The organism is Lamprocystis purpurea DSM 4197 (assembly GCF_000379525.1).
GTDB classification, from domain to species: Bacteria; Pseudomonadota; Gammaproteobacteria; order Chromatiales; family Chromatiaceae; genus Thiodictyon; species Thiodictyon purpureum.
This window is the reverse complement of sequence record NZ_KB902397.1, coordinates 41,651-58,874: the sequence shown is the minus strand read 5'-3', so window position 1 is coordinate 58,874 and position 17,224 is coordinate 41,651. Positions and strand designations below refer to the sequence as shown.

General features: G+C 66.5%; 15 protein-coding genes. 7 read left to right on the top strand and 8 right to left on the bottom strand.

Annotated features, from left to right (window positions below; genetic code table 11):
- Window positions 1-65: 65 nt before the first annotated feature.
- From A39O_RS0105485 to A39O_RS0105460, 6 genes are all read right to left on the bottom strand, one after another.
- Window positions 66-1,334 (bottom strand): hypothetical protein, encoded by a 1,269-nt coding sequence (locus tag A39O_RS0105485; RefSeq protein ID WP_020503693.1) that lies wholly within the window; start codon window positions 1,332-1,334, stop codon window positions 66-68.
- On the bottom strand, window positions 1,331-2,629 hold the full coding sequence (locus A39O_RS0105480) for a hypothetical protein (protein WP_157639679.1): 1,299 nt from the start codon (window positions 2,627-2,629) through the stop codon (window positions 1,331-1,333). The genes A39O_RS0105485 and A39O_RS0105480 overlap by 4 nt, the downstream gene beginning before the upstream one ends.
- Complete coding sequence (locus A39O_RS0105475; RefSeq protein ID WP_020503691.1) at window positions 2,626-5,988, bottom strand: TolB-like translocation protein; 3,363 nt, start codon at window positions 5,986-5,988, stop codon at window positions 2,626-2,628. Before A39O_RS0105475 ends, A39O_RS0105480 begins: the two co-directional genes overlap by 4 nt.
- A 297-nt stretch (window positions 5,989-6,285) precedes the next feature.
- Window positions 6,286-6,705, bottom strand: coding sequence for a SufE family protein (locus A39O_RS0105470; protein ID WP_020503690.1), 420 nt, complete (start codon window positions 6,703-6,705; stop codon window positions 6,286-6,288).
- A 41-nt stretch (window positions 6,706-6,746) separates the two neighbouring features.
- The gene (locus A39O_RS0105465; protein ID WP_026199187.1) at window positions 6,747-7,073 is read right to left on the bottom strand and encodes a HesB/IscA family protein; all 327 of its coding nucleotides are present in this window, start codon (window positions 7,071-7,073) and stop codon (window positions 6,747-6,749) included.
- 72 nt (window positions 7,074-7,145) lie between these two features.
- Complete coding sequence (locus A39O_RS0105460) at window positions 7,146-7,808, bottom strand: LON peptidase substrate-binding domain-containing protein (protein ID WP_020503688.1); 663 nt, start codon at window positions 7,806-7,808, stop codon at window positions 7,146-7,148.
- A gap of 287 nt (window positions 7,809-8,095) precedes the next feature.
- Between A39O_RS0105460 and A39O_RS0105455 the strand changes: the two genes are divergently transcribed.
- The 5 genes from A39O_RS0105455 (at window position 8,096) to ppc (ending at window position 14,181) form a co-directional block, all read left to right on the top strand.
- On the top strand, window positions 8,096-10,105 hold the full coding sequence (locus tag A39O_RS0105455) for a coiled-coil domain-containing protein (RefSeq protein ID WP_020503687.1): 2,010 nt from the start codon (window positions 8,096-8,098) through the stop codon (window positions 10,103-10,105).
- A 20-nt stretch (window positions 10,106-10,125) separates the two neighbouring features.
- Window positions 10,126-10,545 (top strand): phosphate-starvation-inducible PsiE family protein, encoded by a 420-nt coding sequence (locus A39O_RS0105450; RefSeq protein ID WP_020503686.1) that lies wholly within the window; start codon window positions 10,126-10,128, stop codon window positions 10,543-10,545.
- Window positions 10,542-10,697: a DUF5993 family protein gene (locus tag A39O_RS41600; RefSeq protein WP_169338407.1), complete on the top strand. Its 156-nt coding sequence runs from the start codon at window positions 10,542-10,544 to the stop codon at window positions 10,695-10,697. The genes A39O_RS0105450 and A39O_RS41600 overlap by 4 nt, the downstream gene beginning before the upstream one ends.
- A gap of 30 nt (window positions 10,698-10,727) precedes the next feature.
- Window positions 10,728-11,285, top strand: a complete 558-nt coding sequence (locus A39O_RS0105440; protein ID WP_211211540.1) for a disulfide bond formation protein B — start codon at window positions 10,728-10,730, stop codon at window positions 11,283-11,285.
- Window positions 11,286-11,388: 103 nt separating this feature from the next.
- On the top strand, window positions 11,389-14,181 hold the full coding sequence (gene ppc / locus A39O_RS0105435) for a phosphoenolpyruvate carboxylase (protein WP_020503683.1): 2,793 nt from the start codon (window positions 11,389-11,391) through the stop codon (window positions 14,179-14,181).
- 499 nt (window positions 14,182-14,680) lie between these two features.
- Here ppc and A39O_RS40415 read toward each other — a convergent pair whose 3' ends face one another.
- Window positions 14,681-14,839, bottom strand: coding sequence for a hypothetical protein (locus A39O_RS40415; RefSeq protein ID WP_020503682.1), 159 nt, complete (start codon window positions 14,837-14,839; stop codon window positions 14,681-14,683).
- A gap of 181 nt (window positions 14,840-15,020) precedes the next feature.
- A complete protein-coding gene (locus A39O_RS40410) occupies window positions 15,021-15,188 on the bottom strand; it encodes a hypothetical protein (protein ID WP_020503681.1) in 168 nt (55 codons plus the stop codon).
- Window positions 15,189-15,389: 201 nt separating this feature from the next.
- Between A39O_RS40410 and A39O_RS0105420 the strand changes: the two genes are divergently transcribed.
- Together A39O_RS0105420 and A39O_RS0105415 are read left to right on the top strand one after the other, a co-directional pair.
- A complete protein-coding gene (locus A39O_RS0105420) occupies window positions 15,390-16,454 on the top strand; it encodes a glycosyltransferase family 4 protein (RefSeq protein WP_020503680.1) in 1,065 nt (354 codons plus the stop codon).
- On the top strand, window positions 16,451-17,209 hold the full coding sequence (locus A39O_RS0105415) for a polysaccharide deacetylase family protein (protein ID WP_020503679.1): 759 nt from the start codon (window positions 16,451-16,453) through the stop codon (window positions 17,207-17,209). The genes A39O_RS0105420 and A39O_RS0105415 overlap by 4 nt, the downstream gene beginning before the upstream one ends.
- Window positions 17,210-17,224 lie beyond the last annotated feature (15 nt).

Here is a 17,224-nt window from a genome sequence, read left to right as displayed (position 1 = left end):
GGCAGGCGCGGATGGGTGCGAACGCGAATCGCTCACGGGGAGCGGACACTCCCGTCAGCGACCGCTTACGGCAGGGTCCCTGCCGGTGAGCGGATCGGTGCCGTCGGCGGCAGCATGGGCAGGGTCGCGAGGATATCGAGGATCTCCCTGCGCCCGGCGGCATTCGCAAAGGCGAGCAACTCGGGATAGGGGATTTCCACGTCCTGATCGCAGGCTTGCACCGCATGCGGCAACTCGGTCGCGAAGACCATGCCGTGCAGGCCGAGGTAGGGGGATTGCCAGGGGACCCAGTCCTCTTGCAGGGTCGCGGCGCAGCCCTCGTCGTCTCCATTCGGGTCCTTGCGGGCCGCTTCCGCTAAGAGATCAGGGGAACTCAGTGCCCGCGCCAGGACCAGGCGCAGCAGCCGCGGCCGGTCGGCGATCCAGTCCCAGAAGTCCACATCCTCGCCGGTCGCAAGGTCCCAGGTGTGGTGCGTCCGCCCCTCGTTTGGATGGGAACCACCGCAATCGACCGAACTCGCCTCCGCGGTGCCGAGCCAGCGTTCGCTCCAGAACTCGATCTCGCCCCGCACGTGCATGTCGGCCCAGAGGCGTTGCCGGCAATCGAAGAGTTCGAGGGCGGATTCGGCATCGCTCTCGGGCAGCCCCCGCAGCTTGCGGCTGATCGACGCGGCGTGCGGCCCCGGCTCCAGCAACTCGATGCCGGAGATCTCCAAGCCGTCGCCGATCGTTAGGGTGCGGGTGCGGTAGCGGTGGCCGGCAAAGGTCCGTGGCTCGCCGGTCAACACCCGAATCGACTTGGAAAAGGGCGCGGTGAATGCGAGGTTGTCGCAGGGCGGCCCGGTGGGGGCGTTCTCCGCGCCCGGGTCGCCGATCAGGTACCCGCGGGTCAGGCGGATCGGCAGTGCCTGCCCGGTCTCCGCGGCCGTCCAGTGGCCGGTGAGCTGCTCAGCCTCGGGTGTCAGCGCGGGGGCCTCCAGGTGCCAGGTACCGGTGTCCGGGTCCTCTGGGACGCCCTCGCAGGGTCCCTCGCAGTCTTCCTCCTCGACCGCCGGGTCATGAGGCTCCGCGTCACCGCCCACCGCCTGCCAGGTTCCATCCGGTTGCGGGTGCAGCGCGATCCGCCGCGGGTGACGCAGGTCGTAGAAGGCGCCGTCGCGGTCCGGACCGTCGAAACAGACGACAACCTCGCGCTCCCCCAGGGCGCCGCGCCAAATGCCGGTGAGGACACCCCCGTCGGCCGCGCGCAGTGCGCTACCCACCACCGGCCCTAAGGCCAACATGACCAAGGCCAGGAGTGCGGCGTGCAGCGGCTTGGTGCCGGGACCAGTCATCGGCAACCTCCCGCGGTCGTGTCGGGGACCCGCCCAAGCTCGGTACACAGCGCCTCCCGCGCGTCTTCGGACACCAGGTGGGCCAGGTCTAGGTAGGGAATGACGATCTCGGCTCCGCAGTCGTCCGTGGGTTCGGTAAAGGCAGTCGCGAACACCAGCCCGTCGGGCGCGAGCCCGGTCTGCCAGTAGTCGTTCGCCTCCAGGCGCCGCAGGCAGTCGTCGCGCGCGCCCGCCGCGGCGGCGCGATGGAGGGCGCGCACGCGCATGCTGTGCAGCAGCGCTGCCATCTGCTCGGGGTCCTCGACCCAGTCGCGCAGGTCAAGTAAGGCCCCGCCCGCGAGCGCCCAGGTCCGGTACGCCACGCGCCGCGCCAGGGTCTCCCCCCCGCGGCGGACCTCGCTGTGCTCGACGATGCTGAGCCAGTGGCGATTCCACAGTCGGATCTCGGCCCATTCCTCCAGCGCGCTGCCCTCGCCCCAGTCGTCGAGCAGGCGCAGGCGTGCCGTCCAGAGGTCATCGCGCAGCGCCGCGACGGTGGTCGGCAGGGCCGCGAGCAGGACCGCGTTCAGGCGCGCGGTGGCCGCCGCGTCGTCGCAGCACGGCGACGGGCGCGGCGTGGTCCTGTTGCGGTGCGTTGCGGTCGCTACGTCGTCCAGCAGTTCCGGGCGGCTGATGCGCAGCGGATGGGTCCCGTAGGCGCTGATCACGCGGCGCACCCGATAGCGGTGGTCGTTGAACCGGAAGGCTTCGCTGACCGACTCCCGCGGCGGCTGGTAGAGTCCGGCGGTGAACAGGTCCGTGTCGCAGAAACCGAGGTCGGTCCAACGGCGGCCAGTCTGGGGTGTCGATGGTGAGGACAGACGCCGCAGGTGGATGTCCCCCGTTGGCGCGTTGTCCGGTCCGCGCCTCTCGCCGGTCAGGATGTCGCCGCCAGGATCGCCCAGCACCCAAGGATCCGTGACCGATGTCCATGGCTCGCCGGTACCGGTGTCGTCCGCGAGTTTGTAGTAGCCGTCGCCGGTGCCGGATGGCGACAGATCGATGGAGAGCCGGTCACGGTGGGTGTAGTAGCGGCCGTGGCCTTGGGCCTCGATGCAGACGGTGATCGGAACGTCGCCGAGTGCGCCTGCCCAGACCCCCATCCGGGGGTCGGGGGGAGTGTCCTTGGCCGCGCTGGCGGCCCCCAGGGTGAGAAGCAGGCCGAGCGCCAAGGCGGGCCAGGATGGCGGGTGCGGTGCCGACAGGTCGGCGGACCTCCGCGGCGAACCCTGGTGCGATTGCCCCGGATGGGTCATGTCCCATCCCCCCAGTTTAGGGGTGTCTTGACGGGTTTACCGTCCTGAAGCGTGAACACCTGCATCTCCCAGCCCTCGTAGCCGATGGCGTAGACGACGATCTCGATGGTCCCGTCACCATCGAGGTCCAGGAAGTGCGACAGCGTGCAGTCATCGGCGAAATCGGGCGGCCCCTGCCAGTCGCAGAGCACGGTGGGCGCCGGGTCGCGGTCCGAGTGAGCCAGCAGCAGCATCGAGTATTGAGTGCCACCGGTGGGTGATTCGGTCCCGCCGGTTGACCGGATCAGGTACTCGTCGCGGCGGTCGCCGTCGAGGTCGATGGCGTCCACCCGGACGTCACCCACCGGCAACACCGGGGTCTCGTGTCCCTCGAGCACCCGCCGCACCATCGGCTCGAACCGGGTGCTGTCCGTGACCCTTCGCGGGCGCCGCGGCATAGCGTTCCACTCGCCCGCGACGGCCACGGTGGACTCCTTCAGGTCGCAGTCCGGCAGGGTCAGGCTCAGCCAGTTCGGGCCGGCGGCCTGGGCCGGACAGTTGGAGACCTGGCCACCGGTGCAGGTACTGAGCGGACCCTTGGTGCCGTAGAGACGCCAGCGCAGGGTCGGGTCGATCCAGTCCGGGCCGAGCGGTGCGCAGCGCGACTCGGCCGTGGGCACACGGGTCTCATCGAGCCAGGCCTCGGGTCCATACCAGCGGCCGCGGGCGGAGCCGCCGAGGATGCCCACGCTTAAGACATCGTCCACGACGACCTGGCCGATCGCCACCGCATGCTGAAGGAGCCGGGGCGCCCTGGCGACCAGGGGTGCGGTCGCGGGCGGCCCGGCGGTGGTCGCTGAGCCCGCCAGCGGCGCCACGATCGGAAACCACACCGCCCCCAGGCGGGCGCGGTACGCGAGTCGGTCGCCGGTCGGGCTGAATACCGGATCGGCCACCGCGTCAAAGGGACCATCGTCGGTCGCGCCGATCTGCATCCGCGCCCGACCGTCCCGGTTCGCCGCGAAGGCGAGCGTGTTGCCGTCCGGGCTCCAGACCGGCGCGTCGCCTGGCGGGTCGCCATCCGTCTCGCTAAGGATGCGCCAACCCGGGGGCACTCCTTCGGTATCGGCACCCTGACTGTCCCACCAGGCGGGGGCGCCGGTGACGCGGTTGAGGACCGCCCCTGAGCCGACCTCCAGGTCGGCCAGAGGCCGATCGCCGGACCAGAGCCGCGTCGGTGCAGCGTTGATTCCGTCGGGTGTCTGCGGTGTCGCGCGCACGAGGTAGACCGGGGTCTCGCCGGCATCCGCAAACACCGGCGCTCCGACGCTTCCCGGTGTGGCGACCTTGGGTCCCTGGCGTCCGCCCCAGACGACGAATTCGGCCCCGGCATCGGCGGCCCAGTAGGCGAGTTGGCGCCCGTTCGCGCTGAACACCGGGGTGCCGACCTGGTCGTACTCGGGTTCCGGTCGTCCATCGAGCACGATGAAGTCCCGCTCGTTGCGCCGGGCGCGAAAGGCGAGCCGGGTGCCGTCGGGGCTGAAAACCGGCAGCCCTACCTGGTCGTAGGCGGGATCGTGACGGTGGTCGCGGACCATGAACCAGTCGTTGCCGGTCCGCGCCGCGTAGGCGAGTTCGCCCTTGGCGCTGAAGACCAAGTCGGCGATGGTGGTGGTGCGTCCGGTAGCATCGGCGTTGAACCAGCCGATGTCGTCGTACAGCGAACCGGGGGTGTCGGCGACGACTGCCCGCCAGCCCTTGGCGTCCTGCGCCCGGTAGGCGGGCGGCCCGCCGGCCGGACTGAATACCGGTGCCCCGGCGCCGGTCCAGGTTCGGCCCGGGGTGCCGTCGAACACGATGAACTCGCGGCCCCGGTCGCGTGCCCAATAGGCGCTGTGGCGCCCGTCTGTGCTGAAGACCGGCGCGCCGACACGCTGGAACACCGTCCCCTCGCGGTCGTCGACAACCACGAAGCGCGCGTCCCCGCGCCGGGCCCGATAGCCCAGGTGACGCCCGTCGGGGCTGAAGACGGGGTCGCCGAGTCCGTCGTAGGGCGCGCGGCCCAGTTGGCCGTCGACCGCCAGGTTGGCGCTCCAGCACTGCCGCGTGGTGACGTCGTAGAGGGCGAGCAGTTGGCGCGGCGGTGTGGCAGGCGTCACAGGCGTTACAGGCTCGGTTGCGGGCTGGGGTACCGCGGGCGTCCCGAAGACCAGGATGCGCCGTCCGTCCGGGCTGGACTCGACGGTGCAGCAGTCCGCCGGGGCCGCGTGGTCGGCGCGCACCTGTTCCGCCGACGCCGGCGGGTAGGGGTGTCCGGCATCGGCGGCCAGGCGCGTGCGGTGATTGTAAAGCCAGCAGGAAGCCAGTGCCGGAATGGGACCCGGTGCGGCGGGGTCGAGACCGCCGGCCGGACTCAAGTCGGGGACTTGCAGCGGCACCAGGAGCCAGCCGGCCGCGCCGTCGTCCAGGATCAGGAGCGCCCGTCCGCCCGGACGGTTGTTGCCGGGCCGCGCGAGCGGCTCATAGAGCTTGGCCCAAGCCGTGCTTTCCGGGGTCTCCAGGCCCGTGGGGACCTCGGTGCGCTGGACCTGGCTTTGCAGGGACGTCACCCGATTGACGGTGAGTCGGTGCTCCAGCTCGCAGTCCCGGCGGCAGGCCGGCGCGCCGAGCGCGCGGTCCTGTGGATCGCCATGCGCGGCGCAGTCCTCGGCGCACCGATAGGGCGCGAGCCCCGGTACCTCCCAGGCGGTTCGATCGGCGCGGCGGCGGGTCACCCACAGAGTCGGTGGACGATAGTCGAGTCGCAGCGATTCGGCCTGGTCCGCGTGCAGGTCGACATGGCTGAAACGGTCGCTCGCCAGGGTCCAAGCGTCGACCAGCACCGGCGCCGCCGCGTCCGCGCGCCACACCAGGTCATGCCAGTGTCCGGCCCCACCGGTACCGTCCTCTCCCTCATCCCGATCCAGGTAGCGCAGCCAGTACAGCGGCGGCGGGCCGGCCAGCCGGCGCAGCGACAGCGACCAGGGCTCCGGTTTGACGTGGCCGTTCGGTCGGGTGTCGGCGGCGGCACCGGTCAGCGGCAGCGCTGCGCGCCCTGGAATGGACAGCTCCAGTCGCGTCAGACCTCCCGCGTCCTGGACACAGCGCAGGCGAGCGAGCGGTGCAGAGGGTTCATCGGCGATCGGGATGGGCTTATCACAGATGGACGGCAGGGCGGTGGCGGCGCCGGGTGACACGGCGTCGGCTTGCGGTGGCTGAGTGACCAGCTCGGCCGACTGCCCGGCGGATATCGAGACGAGGAGCAGAAATAACGACAGGACCCTTAACCCGTTCGCGGTTGCGCGCGCAGTCGGCGGGGCAATGCGCTTCAGGTCGTCCACGGTCAGGTACTTACGCTCACCGCGAAGCGGCCAGTGCGCGTAGAAGCGCCATCCCGGCGCTTCGCAGTGACTGGCAGCCGCATCTGCGATCGGACCGATGATCCTAGAAAAAGCAGTTCTCACACAAAGACACTAAGATCACAAAGGGAGTCAACGCGATAGGTTCGATCAGCAGATCAACCGTACGGTGATCGGCCCGACGATTTCAGCGATTTGTTTTTCTTTGTGTTCTTTGTGCCTTTGTGTGAGCAATTGCCGAATTTAGGATGATCCAGGACCAACTGCGCTGTCCGCTGTTCACGCAAAAGGCCGCGCCTGACGCCGCATCTTCTCGACGATGGCATAGACGCCAACGTGTCGGTTGGGGCTCAGATGTTCCTCCAAGTGCAGCCCTTCAAAGAGCGCATCCACGTCGGTTTCCTCGATTTCCGCGGCGGTCTTGCCTGAAAACAAGGTCACCAGGATCGCCACCACGCCCTTGATGATCGCCGTGTCGCAGTCTCCGGTGTAGTGGAGCTTGGGCGGCGCGCTCGTGTCGGGATGGACCGCCAGGTGGACCGTGCTCATGCACTCCCTGACCCAGTTCTCTTCGGTCTTGTCGGCGGCCGGCATGGCCGGCAGACGCTCCCCGATCTCCACCAGGTACTGGTAGCGCTGGTCCCAGTCACCGAGCAGGTCGAAGTCTTCGATGACGGCCTTGATCTCGTCACTGATCATGCGGAAATCCTGTCGGTTGATGCGGGAGCGGAAGTACGCGGTCAGACGCTGAACGATTCGCCGCAGCCGCAGGTGTTCTTGACCTGTGGGTTGCGGAACTCGAAGCCTTGATTGAGCAGGCTGGACCGTACAAAGTCGATCTCCATGCCATCGATCCGTGTCAGGCTGGCCGCGTCGACCACTACCTTGACCCCATGGCTTTCGAAGATTTGGTCCTGATCATCCACGGCGTCGGCGTAATCGACATCGTAGGCGTAGCCCGTGCATCCGCTTTTCCTGGTGCCGACACGCAGGCCGAGACCATGCCCGCGTTTATCGAGCATACCGGCCACATGACGGGCGGCCGCTTCGGTGAGTGTGACTGCCATCTGGTAAACCTCTGTCAAAACCGACTCATGGGTCCCCAGATAGCCCTGAGGGTGCGCCATTTCAAGATCGCCTCAGTGCCGATGCTCCGCCACGTCCATGCTGGCGACCGAGGCCATGTCCATCAGGCCGCGCATCAGTCGGGCGCGTTCGTCGGTCGGGATGGTTTCGATCAGCGCCTGTTTGTCTTCCGGGCTCAGCGGCAGGTGGGCGCAGAGCAGGTTGACCAGATCGGCGTCGGCCATTTTCTGCACATCATCCCAGGGCACCTCGACCCCGCGCAGGGTGCAGTAGGCTTTGAGTGACCCAAGAAATCCGTTGCGGTCGGTGAGCGTCACGGTTTCCTCGTGATAATCCGCGGCGAAACGCTCCCAATCCGCGGAAACCCGCCGATAGCCGTGGCGTCCCTCCACCTCGGACCGTACCTGGAAGCGGCACATGCCGGTCAGGACCAGCACGATGCGCCCGTCCGGCGTCTCGCTGTAAGAGGTGATGCGGCCGGCACAGCCGATGTGGTGAATCTCCGGGACCTCGTCCAGCAAGGTCTCGCTGGTCGGCTGGACCATGCCGATCACGTGCGCCTCAGCGAGCGCGTCGGTCACCATATTCAGGTAGCGCGGTTCGAAGAGATTCAGCGGGAGTTGAACGCCCGGCATCACCACCGCGCCGGGTAGGGGGAAAATCGGAATCTCGACGGGCAGATCGGCAAATTTCGGGAAAAACGGGCTGCGGCTCATGGCGGGCTCCGGGGGCGGTCGGCCATCGGGATCGGGCGGTCATTGCGCGGAATGTCGCAGAATTGGGGACGACTTTCAGGGTTCCTAGCACCGGACTGATTGAACCATGCGAGGCTGCCGCGGGTCTTGCTGAGTGCGGCTTGTCGGGTGTCCTTGCGAAGGATTCCGTGTGGACTCCCGTGCGCCCCGGTCCGATTGCCTTTAGACTGGCGGCTGGTCATGACGCAGCCCCGCCAGATCTCGGGGTGCGCCGCGCAAACATCTGTTTACCATGGGGGAGTTCCAGCATGTCGACGATCGCAGACTTTGAGGCCCGCACGGCATCCTGTAAGACTGTCGCCGACTTCGCGGCCCTGGCGCGGGAGGCCGCCGTGGTCGACGCGGGCTATGCCAAGGCCCTGATCGAGAAGGCGCAGGCCCAGGCTAAGGGGCTCGCCGACTTTCTGGATCTGGCGGCGACCCTCAAGGCCCAGGGCGAGGCCGCCGCGGCTCTGGATCTCTACAAGAAGGCCGCCCGCCATCTGGACGGCATGGCGGACACCGTGGCCTATGCCACAGGCTTTATCGATGTTTTCGCCGATCCGGCCGCCGCTCGCAAGGTGTTGGAGGACGCGGAGACCGACTGCCAGTTCCCTAAGGACTTCGCTGACCTGGCCGGCGGTTTCAAGGAGATCTGCGGCGATCAGGCCAAGGTTGCCGAACTGATGGAGCAGGCTGCCGAGTTCGCGATGAGTGGTGAAGAGCACCTGGATCTGGCCCGCGGCTACTGGGATCTGTTGGGTGATCGGGCGCAGGCGGCCGCGGCCTTTGCCAAGGCACTGCCCGAGGTCAACGATAAGAACCAACTGCTGGAACTGGGTGGATTCATCGCTTCCCAGGTGGGTGACCCCGAGCTGGGTAAACGTTTTTACGCCAAGGCCGAGGAAAAGCTCGCCTCCGCTGCCGAGCGCATCAAGCTCGCCGAGGCGGTGCTCAAGGACACCGGCGACAAGGGGTATGCCGCCGCCGTCTACGGTCGCGCCGCCGAGCGGCTGACCCAGCCCAATGACCTGATGGCAGTGGCCGCCAATCTGGTCGACCAACTCGGTGATCAGGCCGCGGCTGCCGCCATTTACCGCAAGGCGATGGCCGCCATGAGCGATCTGGGTCAGTACACCAAGCTGCTGGAGGCGGTCGACACGCGGATCGGCGACCAGGGGTTCGGTCGGGAAATCGTGGAGCGCGCCGCGGCCGTTGCCGCCGGGACGCCGGATTACCTGGATCTTGCCCGCCGCGCGGTCGTCACCATCGGGGATCAGGATCTGGCCAGGGGACTGCTCGGCAAGGCCGAGGAACAGGTGTCCTCCGTCGGGGAGATGAAGAACGTGGTGGCGGCGGTCAAGGAACATTTTTCCGGGATGCCTGACTGGGTCGCCCAGGTGGAGGAAAAGCTCGCCCGGCGTGAAGCCAACCAGGAGAAGTACGCGCTCTTCCAGGAGCGGGAGAAGAGTGCCGATTCGGCGGTCAAGACGCTGAAGCTGGCGGACGCCGTAATGGCCGAGTTGGAAGACCGCTTCTACGCGCAAAAGCTGTTGGCGGATGCGCAGCAGCGCCTCGAGGAGGAGGGCTGGGACTTCTCCAAGGCCCGTAAATTGGTGGAGGGCGTGAGCCGCCATCTCGGCGACAGCGCCTGGGCCGAGCGCCTGCTGAAAGATGCGGGTGAACGGATTCAAGGGTTCGCGGGGGTGAGCGCGGTGGCCGAGTCCGCGGTTGAACTCCTGCCGGACCGCGAGCGGTCGCGCGCTCTGGTCGCCGACCTGCTGGACGGTTTCGCACGGCAGTTGGGCGCCGCGGCCGGCGTCTATGACCTGACGAAACTTGCCGCCGTGCGCGGGCGCTTGCTGGGTGACACCGCGGGCGCCGCGGCGGTGCTGGAACAAGCCGCGGGGCAGGCCGCCGGTCACTTCCAATTCGCCGAACTGGCACGCGTCGCCCGCGATCTGGGGTTGGAGGCGTCGGCGCGCGACCTGGTCGCGAAGGCGGCAGCGTGCTGCGTCTCTGCCGCTGCGGCCCGTCAACTCGCTGGCCGGCTCCGTGCGGACGGGGTCGATCAGGAGCAGAACCGCGCGGTCTATGCCGGACTCAAGGCGCGTCTGAGTCAGTCTGCCGACCGGGTGGAGTGGGCGGAGTCGATCGTCGATCTGTTCGGCGACCGCGCCTGGGCCAAACAGGAACTGGATGCGCTGGCGCAGTCGGCCCCGGCGGCCGAGGCCGCGGTGATCGTCAGGCGCGCCCGGCGGCGTGCCGCCCACGCCTAAGGTCAGCGCGGAGATAGGCCATGTTGGATGACCTTTTCCACGCGTTCGAGAAATTCCTTGCGGCAGTCTTGCTGATCCTGATTGCGGCTGTGGCCATGATTGCCGTGGGGGAGCTCGGCTTTCTCCTCTATATCGATATGACCAGTCCGCATGGCCTGTTGATGGGTTTGAACGAGTTGTTCGAGATCTTCGGCATGTTCCTCATGGTGCTGATCGCGATCGAACTCATGTCCAGTATCTACATGTACATGAAGGATAAATCGGTGCACGTGGAGATGATGTTGCTGATTGCCATCACGGCGCTGACCCGTAAAGTCGTGATCCTGGACAAGGAAACGACCGGCGCCCTGGAAATGCTGGGGATCGCGGCCCTGCTCGGCACACTGATCGGCGGCTATTACCTGGTCAAGCGGCAGGATATGACGGAGACGCACCGATGATGGCGCTGCCGTTCGTGCTGGCCGCGCTTGGGCTGGGCGCGTTGTTCCTGCACCAACGCGGTGTGGCGTTGGGCGCCTGGGTCCTGGCGCTGGCGGCTGTGCTGTGGCTGTTCCACCTGCACGTCACCGATCCGCTGCCGCTCGCCTTTTAGGGGCCATCGATCATGTTACGGACCCTGTCTTTGCGTCTGAATGCCCTCGGTCTGCTCGCCATCGTCGGCGTGCTGGCGTTTGCCTTTGTGGATCAGGTCATCCACGGCGACCTGCCCTGTCCGCTGTGTTTGTTGCAACGGGCGGGCTTTGTGCTGGCCGGCTTTGGCTTGGCCCTGAATCTGGCCTGCGGGCCGCGAGCCAGCCATTACGGCGTGGTGATCCTCGGCGCCGCGGCCGGCGGTGCGGTGGCCCTGCGTCAGGTCTTGCTGCATATCGTGCCGGGCACGGGGACTTACGGGGAGCCGTTTCTGGGGCTGCACTTCTATAGCTGGGCGGCGCTGCTGTTCGGGTTGATCATTGTCGGCACGGCCGTCCTGCTGCTGTTCGACGGCGGTTTCAGCCGCTCGGACGACCGCCCCGGTGGTCAGTCGCCAGGCCCGGGGCGCCTGGGCTTGCTGGCCTTGGTGCTCTTCACCCTGATGGTGTTGGCCAATATCCTGTCGACCGCCCTCGAGTGCGGGATTGGTCTCTGCCCGGACAATCCCACGAACTACGAATGGCTGGCTCCGTCGACGCGCACGCCCTAGGCCGATCGTGACCCCCACAGCGGATTCATCCGACGATGATCCGCTGAGGGGTTAGAATGCCCGCAAAGGCAATAACCCTAACGGCCGCAGGCAGACCCCCTCGATGAATCAGTTCACCAAAGACGAGGCGCTGGAGCGCGACGTCAAGCTTTTCACGGCCCTGCTGGGCGAGGTCCTGCGCGAGCACAGCCGCAAGCGCGTCCTGGTGATCGTGGAGCGCTTGCGCGACGGCTTCATGCAGTTGCGCGAACAGGAAGATGCGGCGGTGCGCGACCGGCTGATGAAGCGTATCGACGGGCTGGACGCCCAAACCCTGTCTGAGGTGATCCGCGCCTTCACCATCTATTTCGGGCTGGTGAATACGGCGGAGGAACTCAACGCCTATCTCTACCGCATGGATCGGATCAGCTCCGGCGAACGGCTGTGGATCGGCTCACTCGATGACACCGTGCGTCAACTGCACGCCGACGGGGTGAGCGCGGAGAACTTCCAGAGTCTGCTCGACCATCTGGTCTATCTGCCGGTGTTCACGGCGCACCCGACCGAGTCCAAGCGCCGCACGGTCATGGATACCTTCCGGCGCATCTTCCTGATCGCCCAGGGGCTGCATCGCGAGCGGCTCAACGAGGAGGAACTGGAGGAGCAACTCCAGGCGATCCTGACCGAGATCCAGATTCTGTGGAAGACCGATGAGGTGCGGGTCCACAAACCCCAGGTCACCGATGAGGTCAGCCAGGGTCTGCATTATTTCCGCGAATCCCTGTTCAAGGCGGTGCCGGAGCTCTACCGGTATCTGGAGAAGGCGATCCGCCGCACCTATGGGCCGGCCAGCGGGATCCGGGCACCGAGCTTCATCCGCTTCGGATCCTGGATCGGCGGCGACCGCGACGGCAATCCGTTCGTCAAGCCCGAGACCACGGAACTGGCGGTGCGCCTGCACCATGAACTGGTGCTTGAGGAATACCAGCGGCGGGTGGAGGGGTTGCGGCGGATGCTCAGCCACTCGGTGCCTATGTGTCAGCCCTCGCCGGCCTTTCTGGACAGCCTGGACGCCGATGAGGACTACTGGCTCAACACCATGGGCGAGAGTCTGCGCCGCCATGTCAACGAGCCCTATCGGCGCAAACTCGCCATCATGGCGCATCGGCTCGCCGCCAATCTGGCGCGCGTGCGTGCGCGGATTCGCGGTGCGCACCACGAAGTCCTGCCGGCGGGCTACAACAGCGATCGGGAGTTCCTCACCGACCTCTATCTCATCCGCGACTCACTGATTCACCACGGTGACGCGAACGCCGCGGCCGGTCCCTTGCAGGACCTGATCCGGCTTGCCGAGGGTTTCGGTTTCCACCTGGTTCACATGGACTGCCGCCAGGAGTCCACCCGTCACACCCAGGCGGTGACTGAACTCTTCGCCCGCCAGTCGGGTGCACCCTATTACCAGGCCTTCGACGAGGAGCAGCGCCTGATGGCCCTGGCCGAGGCGATTGCCCACCCGCACCCCTTCATCGTCGACAAGGCGACACTGACCCCGGAGACGCGCGAGACGCTGGAGACCTTCGAGGTGATGGCGCGCATGCGCGCCGAGATCGGCGCCGGCTGCTTCGGCCAGTACGTCATCTCCATGACGCACGCCGCCAGCCATGTGATGGAGGTCATGCTGCTGGCGCGTCTCGCCGGACTGGCCGGGCGCGACCGCGACGGCTGGTTCTGTCACATCCAGATTTCACCGCTGTTCGAGACCATCGAGGATCTGGGTCATATCCAGGGGGTCATGTCCACCCTGTTCGACAATCCGACCTATAGCGCCTTGCTCAAGGCGTCCGGTAATCGCCAGGAAGTGATGCTCGGCTATTCGGATTCGTGTAAGGATGGCGGCATCCTGTCCTCCAGTTGGAGTCTCTACGATGCCCAGCGCAAGGTGATCGCGCTGGCCGATGACCGGCAGGTGTCCTGCCGTATCTTTCACGGTCGCGGCGGCACCGTTGGCCGCGGCGGCGGCCCGACCCACGAGGCGATCCTGGCCCAGCCGGTCGATACGGTGCATGGTCAGATCAAATTCACCGAGCAGGGCGAGGTGCTGTCCTACCGCTACGCCAATCCGGAGACCGCCCGCTATGAGCTGATCATGGGGATCAGCGGGCTCATCAAGGCGAGTCGGTGTCTGATCGAACCGCTCAGGGAGGATCGTAACGACTATTTGGGAATCATGGACGAGCTCGCGCGTTACGGCGAGGAAGCCTATCGCAAGATGGTGCACGACACGCCGGGGTTCATGGATTATTTCTATGAATGCACCCCGCTCGATGCGATTGCCCTGTTGAACATCGGCTCACGGCCATCCCACCGTAAGCCGGGCAACCGGACACTGTCATCCATCCGCGCCATTCCCTGGGTCTTCGGCTGGGGTCAGTCCCGCCTGACCCTGCCGGCCTGGTTCAGCGTGGGTCAGGCCTTGGAGCGTTGGCGCGGCAGCGATGTGCAGCGACTCGCCAAGCTGCAGCGCATGTATCACGAGTGGCCCTATTTCCGGGCCTTGTTATCCAATACCCAGATGGCCCTGTTCAAGGCTGAGATGCACATTGCACGGGAGTACCTGCGCCTGGCCCAGGATCGCCCACGCGCCGAGGTCATCTACGGGTTGATCGAGGCGGAATACGAGCGCACCCGCACCCAGGTGCTGAATGTCGCCGGGCTGCGCGGGCTCATGGAGGAAACGCCGGAACTGGCGCAGTCGCTGTCGCGTCGCAACCTCTACCTGGATCCCCTGAACCACATTCAGGTCGCCGCCCTGGCCCGCTATCGCGGCGAGACCGACGAGACCAAGCGCGAGGAGTGGCTCGACCCGCTGCTGCGCTCCATCAATGCCATTGCGGCGGGGATGCGCAATACCGGATGATCGTTGCTGGCGAGTCAGGAATCAGGAATAAGCTGAACAACGAATACAATCGTTGTCGTTGTCGTAATCGTCATCGGAGAAGCGATGCAGTTTTGTCATGAGCAGCCCTGACGATCGGAATTCGATTCGCTCCGTCGCCGGGGTGTGCAAAGCCAGCAATTCCAAATTTGGGCGGCACCGCGCGACCTCTGGTGGATGCGGCGCGCGCGACCGCCGTGCCGAGTCCCTGCCACCGAGCGGCGCGCCTTATCCACCCTACAACGGAGCCGGTTTCGTAGGGTGGATAAGCGCAGCGCATCCACCATCGGCCTCGCTGCCGACACGCTGTTGGCGGCGGCCACCTAAATTTGGAACTGCTGGTGCAAAGCCGCCAAGCGTGTCAAAGGCTTCGATCGCGGGTATCATCACCTCGATTACGACAACGACAACGACAACGACGGAAACGCAAAGACGTTCCCTACTGGACTTGCTCAGGTTGTCAGTGAACGGCTACTGACCGTCATTTCATCATCAGGCCGAGTTCATACTCCAGGTTGTAGTGGCCGAACACCAGATTCGCCTCGCGGCTGAGGTCTTCGAAGAGGTCCAGCGGGTCTTCCCCGGCCGCGATGCGCTCACGCACCATCGCCTCCAGGATGTCTTTGAAACTTTGTTTCATCGCGAATCTCCGGAAGGAATAAGGGCTCGCGGGCCACGCGGGCATCGTGATCACGGCGCCTGGTCCCGCGCACCACGAAGGTGGGTCTGGTCCACGCCTTCGCTCACTCAAGAGTGTAGCACCCGATCGGCCGATGTGTGCCGGGGGTACGCGATCATCTGGCCGGCGCGGGGCGCACGGCTCAGGGTCGCTGCCGCGGTTCGTCGTCGGCGGCGTCCGTCGCGGGCTGTTCCTGGGTCGAAGTCGGCTCTTCGCGTTTGGATCTTGAGGTCCTGGGTCCGATGAAGATGAGCCAGGCGGCGACCCCGATGAAGGCGAAGAACTCGATAGCGGGCCCATTTATCTGCATGATCAATCTCGGGGGTCAGTAGGGTTAGGACAGCCGTGCGGATCCTTGGGAGCGGCGGCCATGACCTCAACGGGGATGCCGGTAAGGCTTTTCCTGGCCGCTGATGTCGGTCCTCCGCCGGCTTGGCGTTGTGTTCGCGGTCGGCGCGCACTACCCTCGCGCCTGCACCACTCACACGATCAGTCAGGTCCTGCATTTGGAATGAAGCCCCTCTTCGTATTGCACAGCCATGGCCGCGGCGGGGCCGAGACCCATCTGTTCGACTTGGCGCAGATCTTGAATCGCCGGGGGTACGCGCCGGCCTATGCTGGACCGGCGGAGTCCTGGCTGATGGAGCGCTTTCGCGCGGCCGGCTTTCCCGGCGACGACTTGCCGATGCACGGTTTCTATGACCCTGTCTCGATGCTGCGGCTCGCCTGGATCGCGCGGCGCCGCGGTGCCGATCTGATCCACGGGCACCTGACCCGCGGCGCCAGGTATGCCGGCATCGGCGGGCGTCTGGCCGGGTTGCCGGTGGTGGCGACCGCCCACTCCACCAACGCGGGCAAGCATTTCGGCCGCGCCGATCGACTGATCGCGGTGAGTGGCGCCGTCCAGCGCTTTCTGGTTCAAGAGGGCTATGACGCGGAGCGGATCAGCGTGGTCTATAACGGTGCGGCGGACCCGCTGACACGCCCATTGCAGTCGACGCTCCGGCCAAGGTTGAATCTGCCTGCCGACGCGATCCTGTTCGGCGTGCTGGCGCGTTTTCTGCGCGACAAGGGCCAGGACGTGGCGATCTCGGCACTGGCGCACTGTGCTCCACGGGTCCATTTAGCTCTGATCGGGGACCCGGCAACCCCCTGGGGCTTGGCGATGCGTGAGCAGGCGCGAACCGAGGGCGTCGCCGGACGTGTGCACTTCTTGGGATTCAGCGACACGGCGCCCCAGTTGATCCGCGAACTCGATGGATTGCTCGTCCCCTCCCGCCGCGAAGCCTTGTCACTCGCACTCATCGAAGCCGCGGCGGCTGGATTGCCGGTGATCGCCTCGCGGGTCGGGGGTATCCCGGAGGTGGTGGTGGATGAGGAGACCGGTCTGCTGGTCCCGAGTGAGGACACGGCGGCGCTGGCCGCGGCCATGGGCCGGCTGGCCGCGGACCCGGCGCTGCGCGACCGTCTCGGGTCCAATGGACGCATCCGGTTCCTGCGGCATTTCTCACTGGAGACCATGGCGGACGCTGTCGAGGCCGTGTACTTGCGGGCGCTGACTGGGGCACGGCGATGAGCGGCATCTCGATCCTGATGTATCACCAGGTCGGCGACTTTCGACGCATCCAGACCCATCGTGCGGTCTATTGCCAGCAGCGCCGCTTCGCCGCCCAGATGGCGCTGCTCAAGCGGTTGCGGTGCAGCGTGCTGACCATGGATCAGGTCCAGGCGTGCCTGGCCGGTGCCCGTCCGGTGCCGCCGCGGGCGGTGGCCATCACCTTCGACGACGGCTATGAGAATTTCTACGCGTTCGCCTTGCCCTGGCTGCAGCGCTTCGGGTTCACGGCGACGGTCTATGTGGTGGCCGGTCTGGTTGGCCGTTCGGCGCACTGGCTCCAGACCGACGGGTTGCCCGACGCGCTGCTGATGGACGCCCCGCGGCTGCGCGAGATCCGCCGCGCCGGCATCCAGGTGGGTTCTCATGCCTTGAATCATGTGCCGTTGGCCGGGCTCTCCGGTCCGGCGCTGGACTGCGAATTGTCGGGTAGTCGGCGGCTGTTGGAGGACCTGCTCGGCGAGCCGGTTACCCACCTCTGCTACCCTTATGGCAGTCACGATCCGGTCGTGGTCGCGGCGGCGGCCGGTGCGGGCTATGCCACGGGCGTGACCTGCCTGCGGGCGCGGGCGACCAGCGCCTTCGATCCACTCGCCCTGCCGCGCAAGGCCATTTCGTTCGGCGATGATCGGCTGGGCTTCCTCTGGAAGCTTCTGGTCAAGCACCGGCCCAAGGGGTCGGCGGTGGTCCGTGCGCCGGACCGTGGAAAGTCTTGAATCCATTGATGTCCA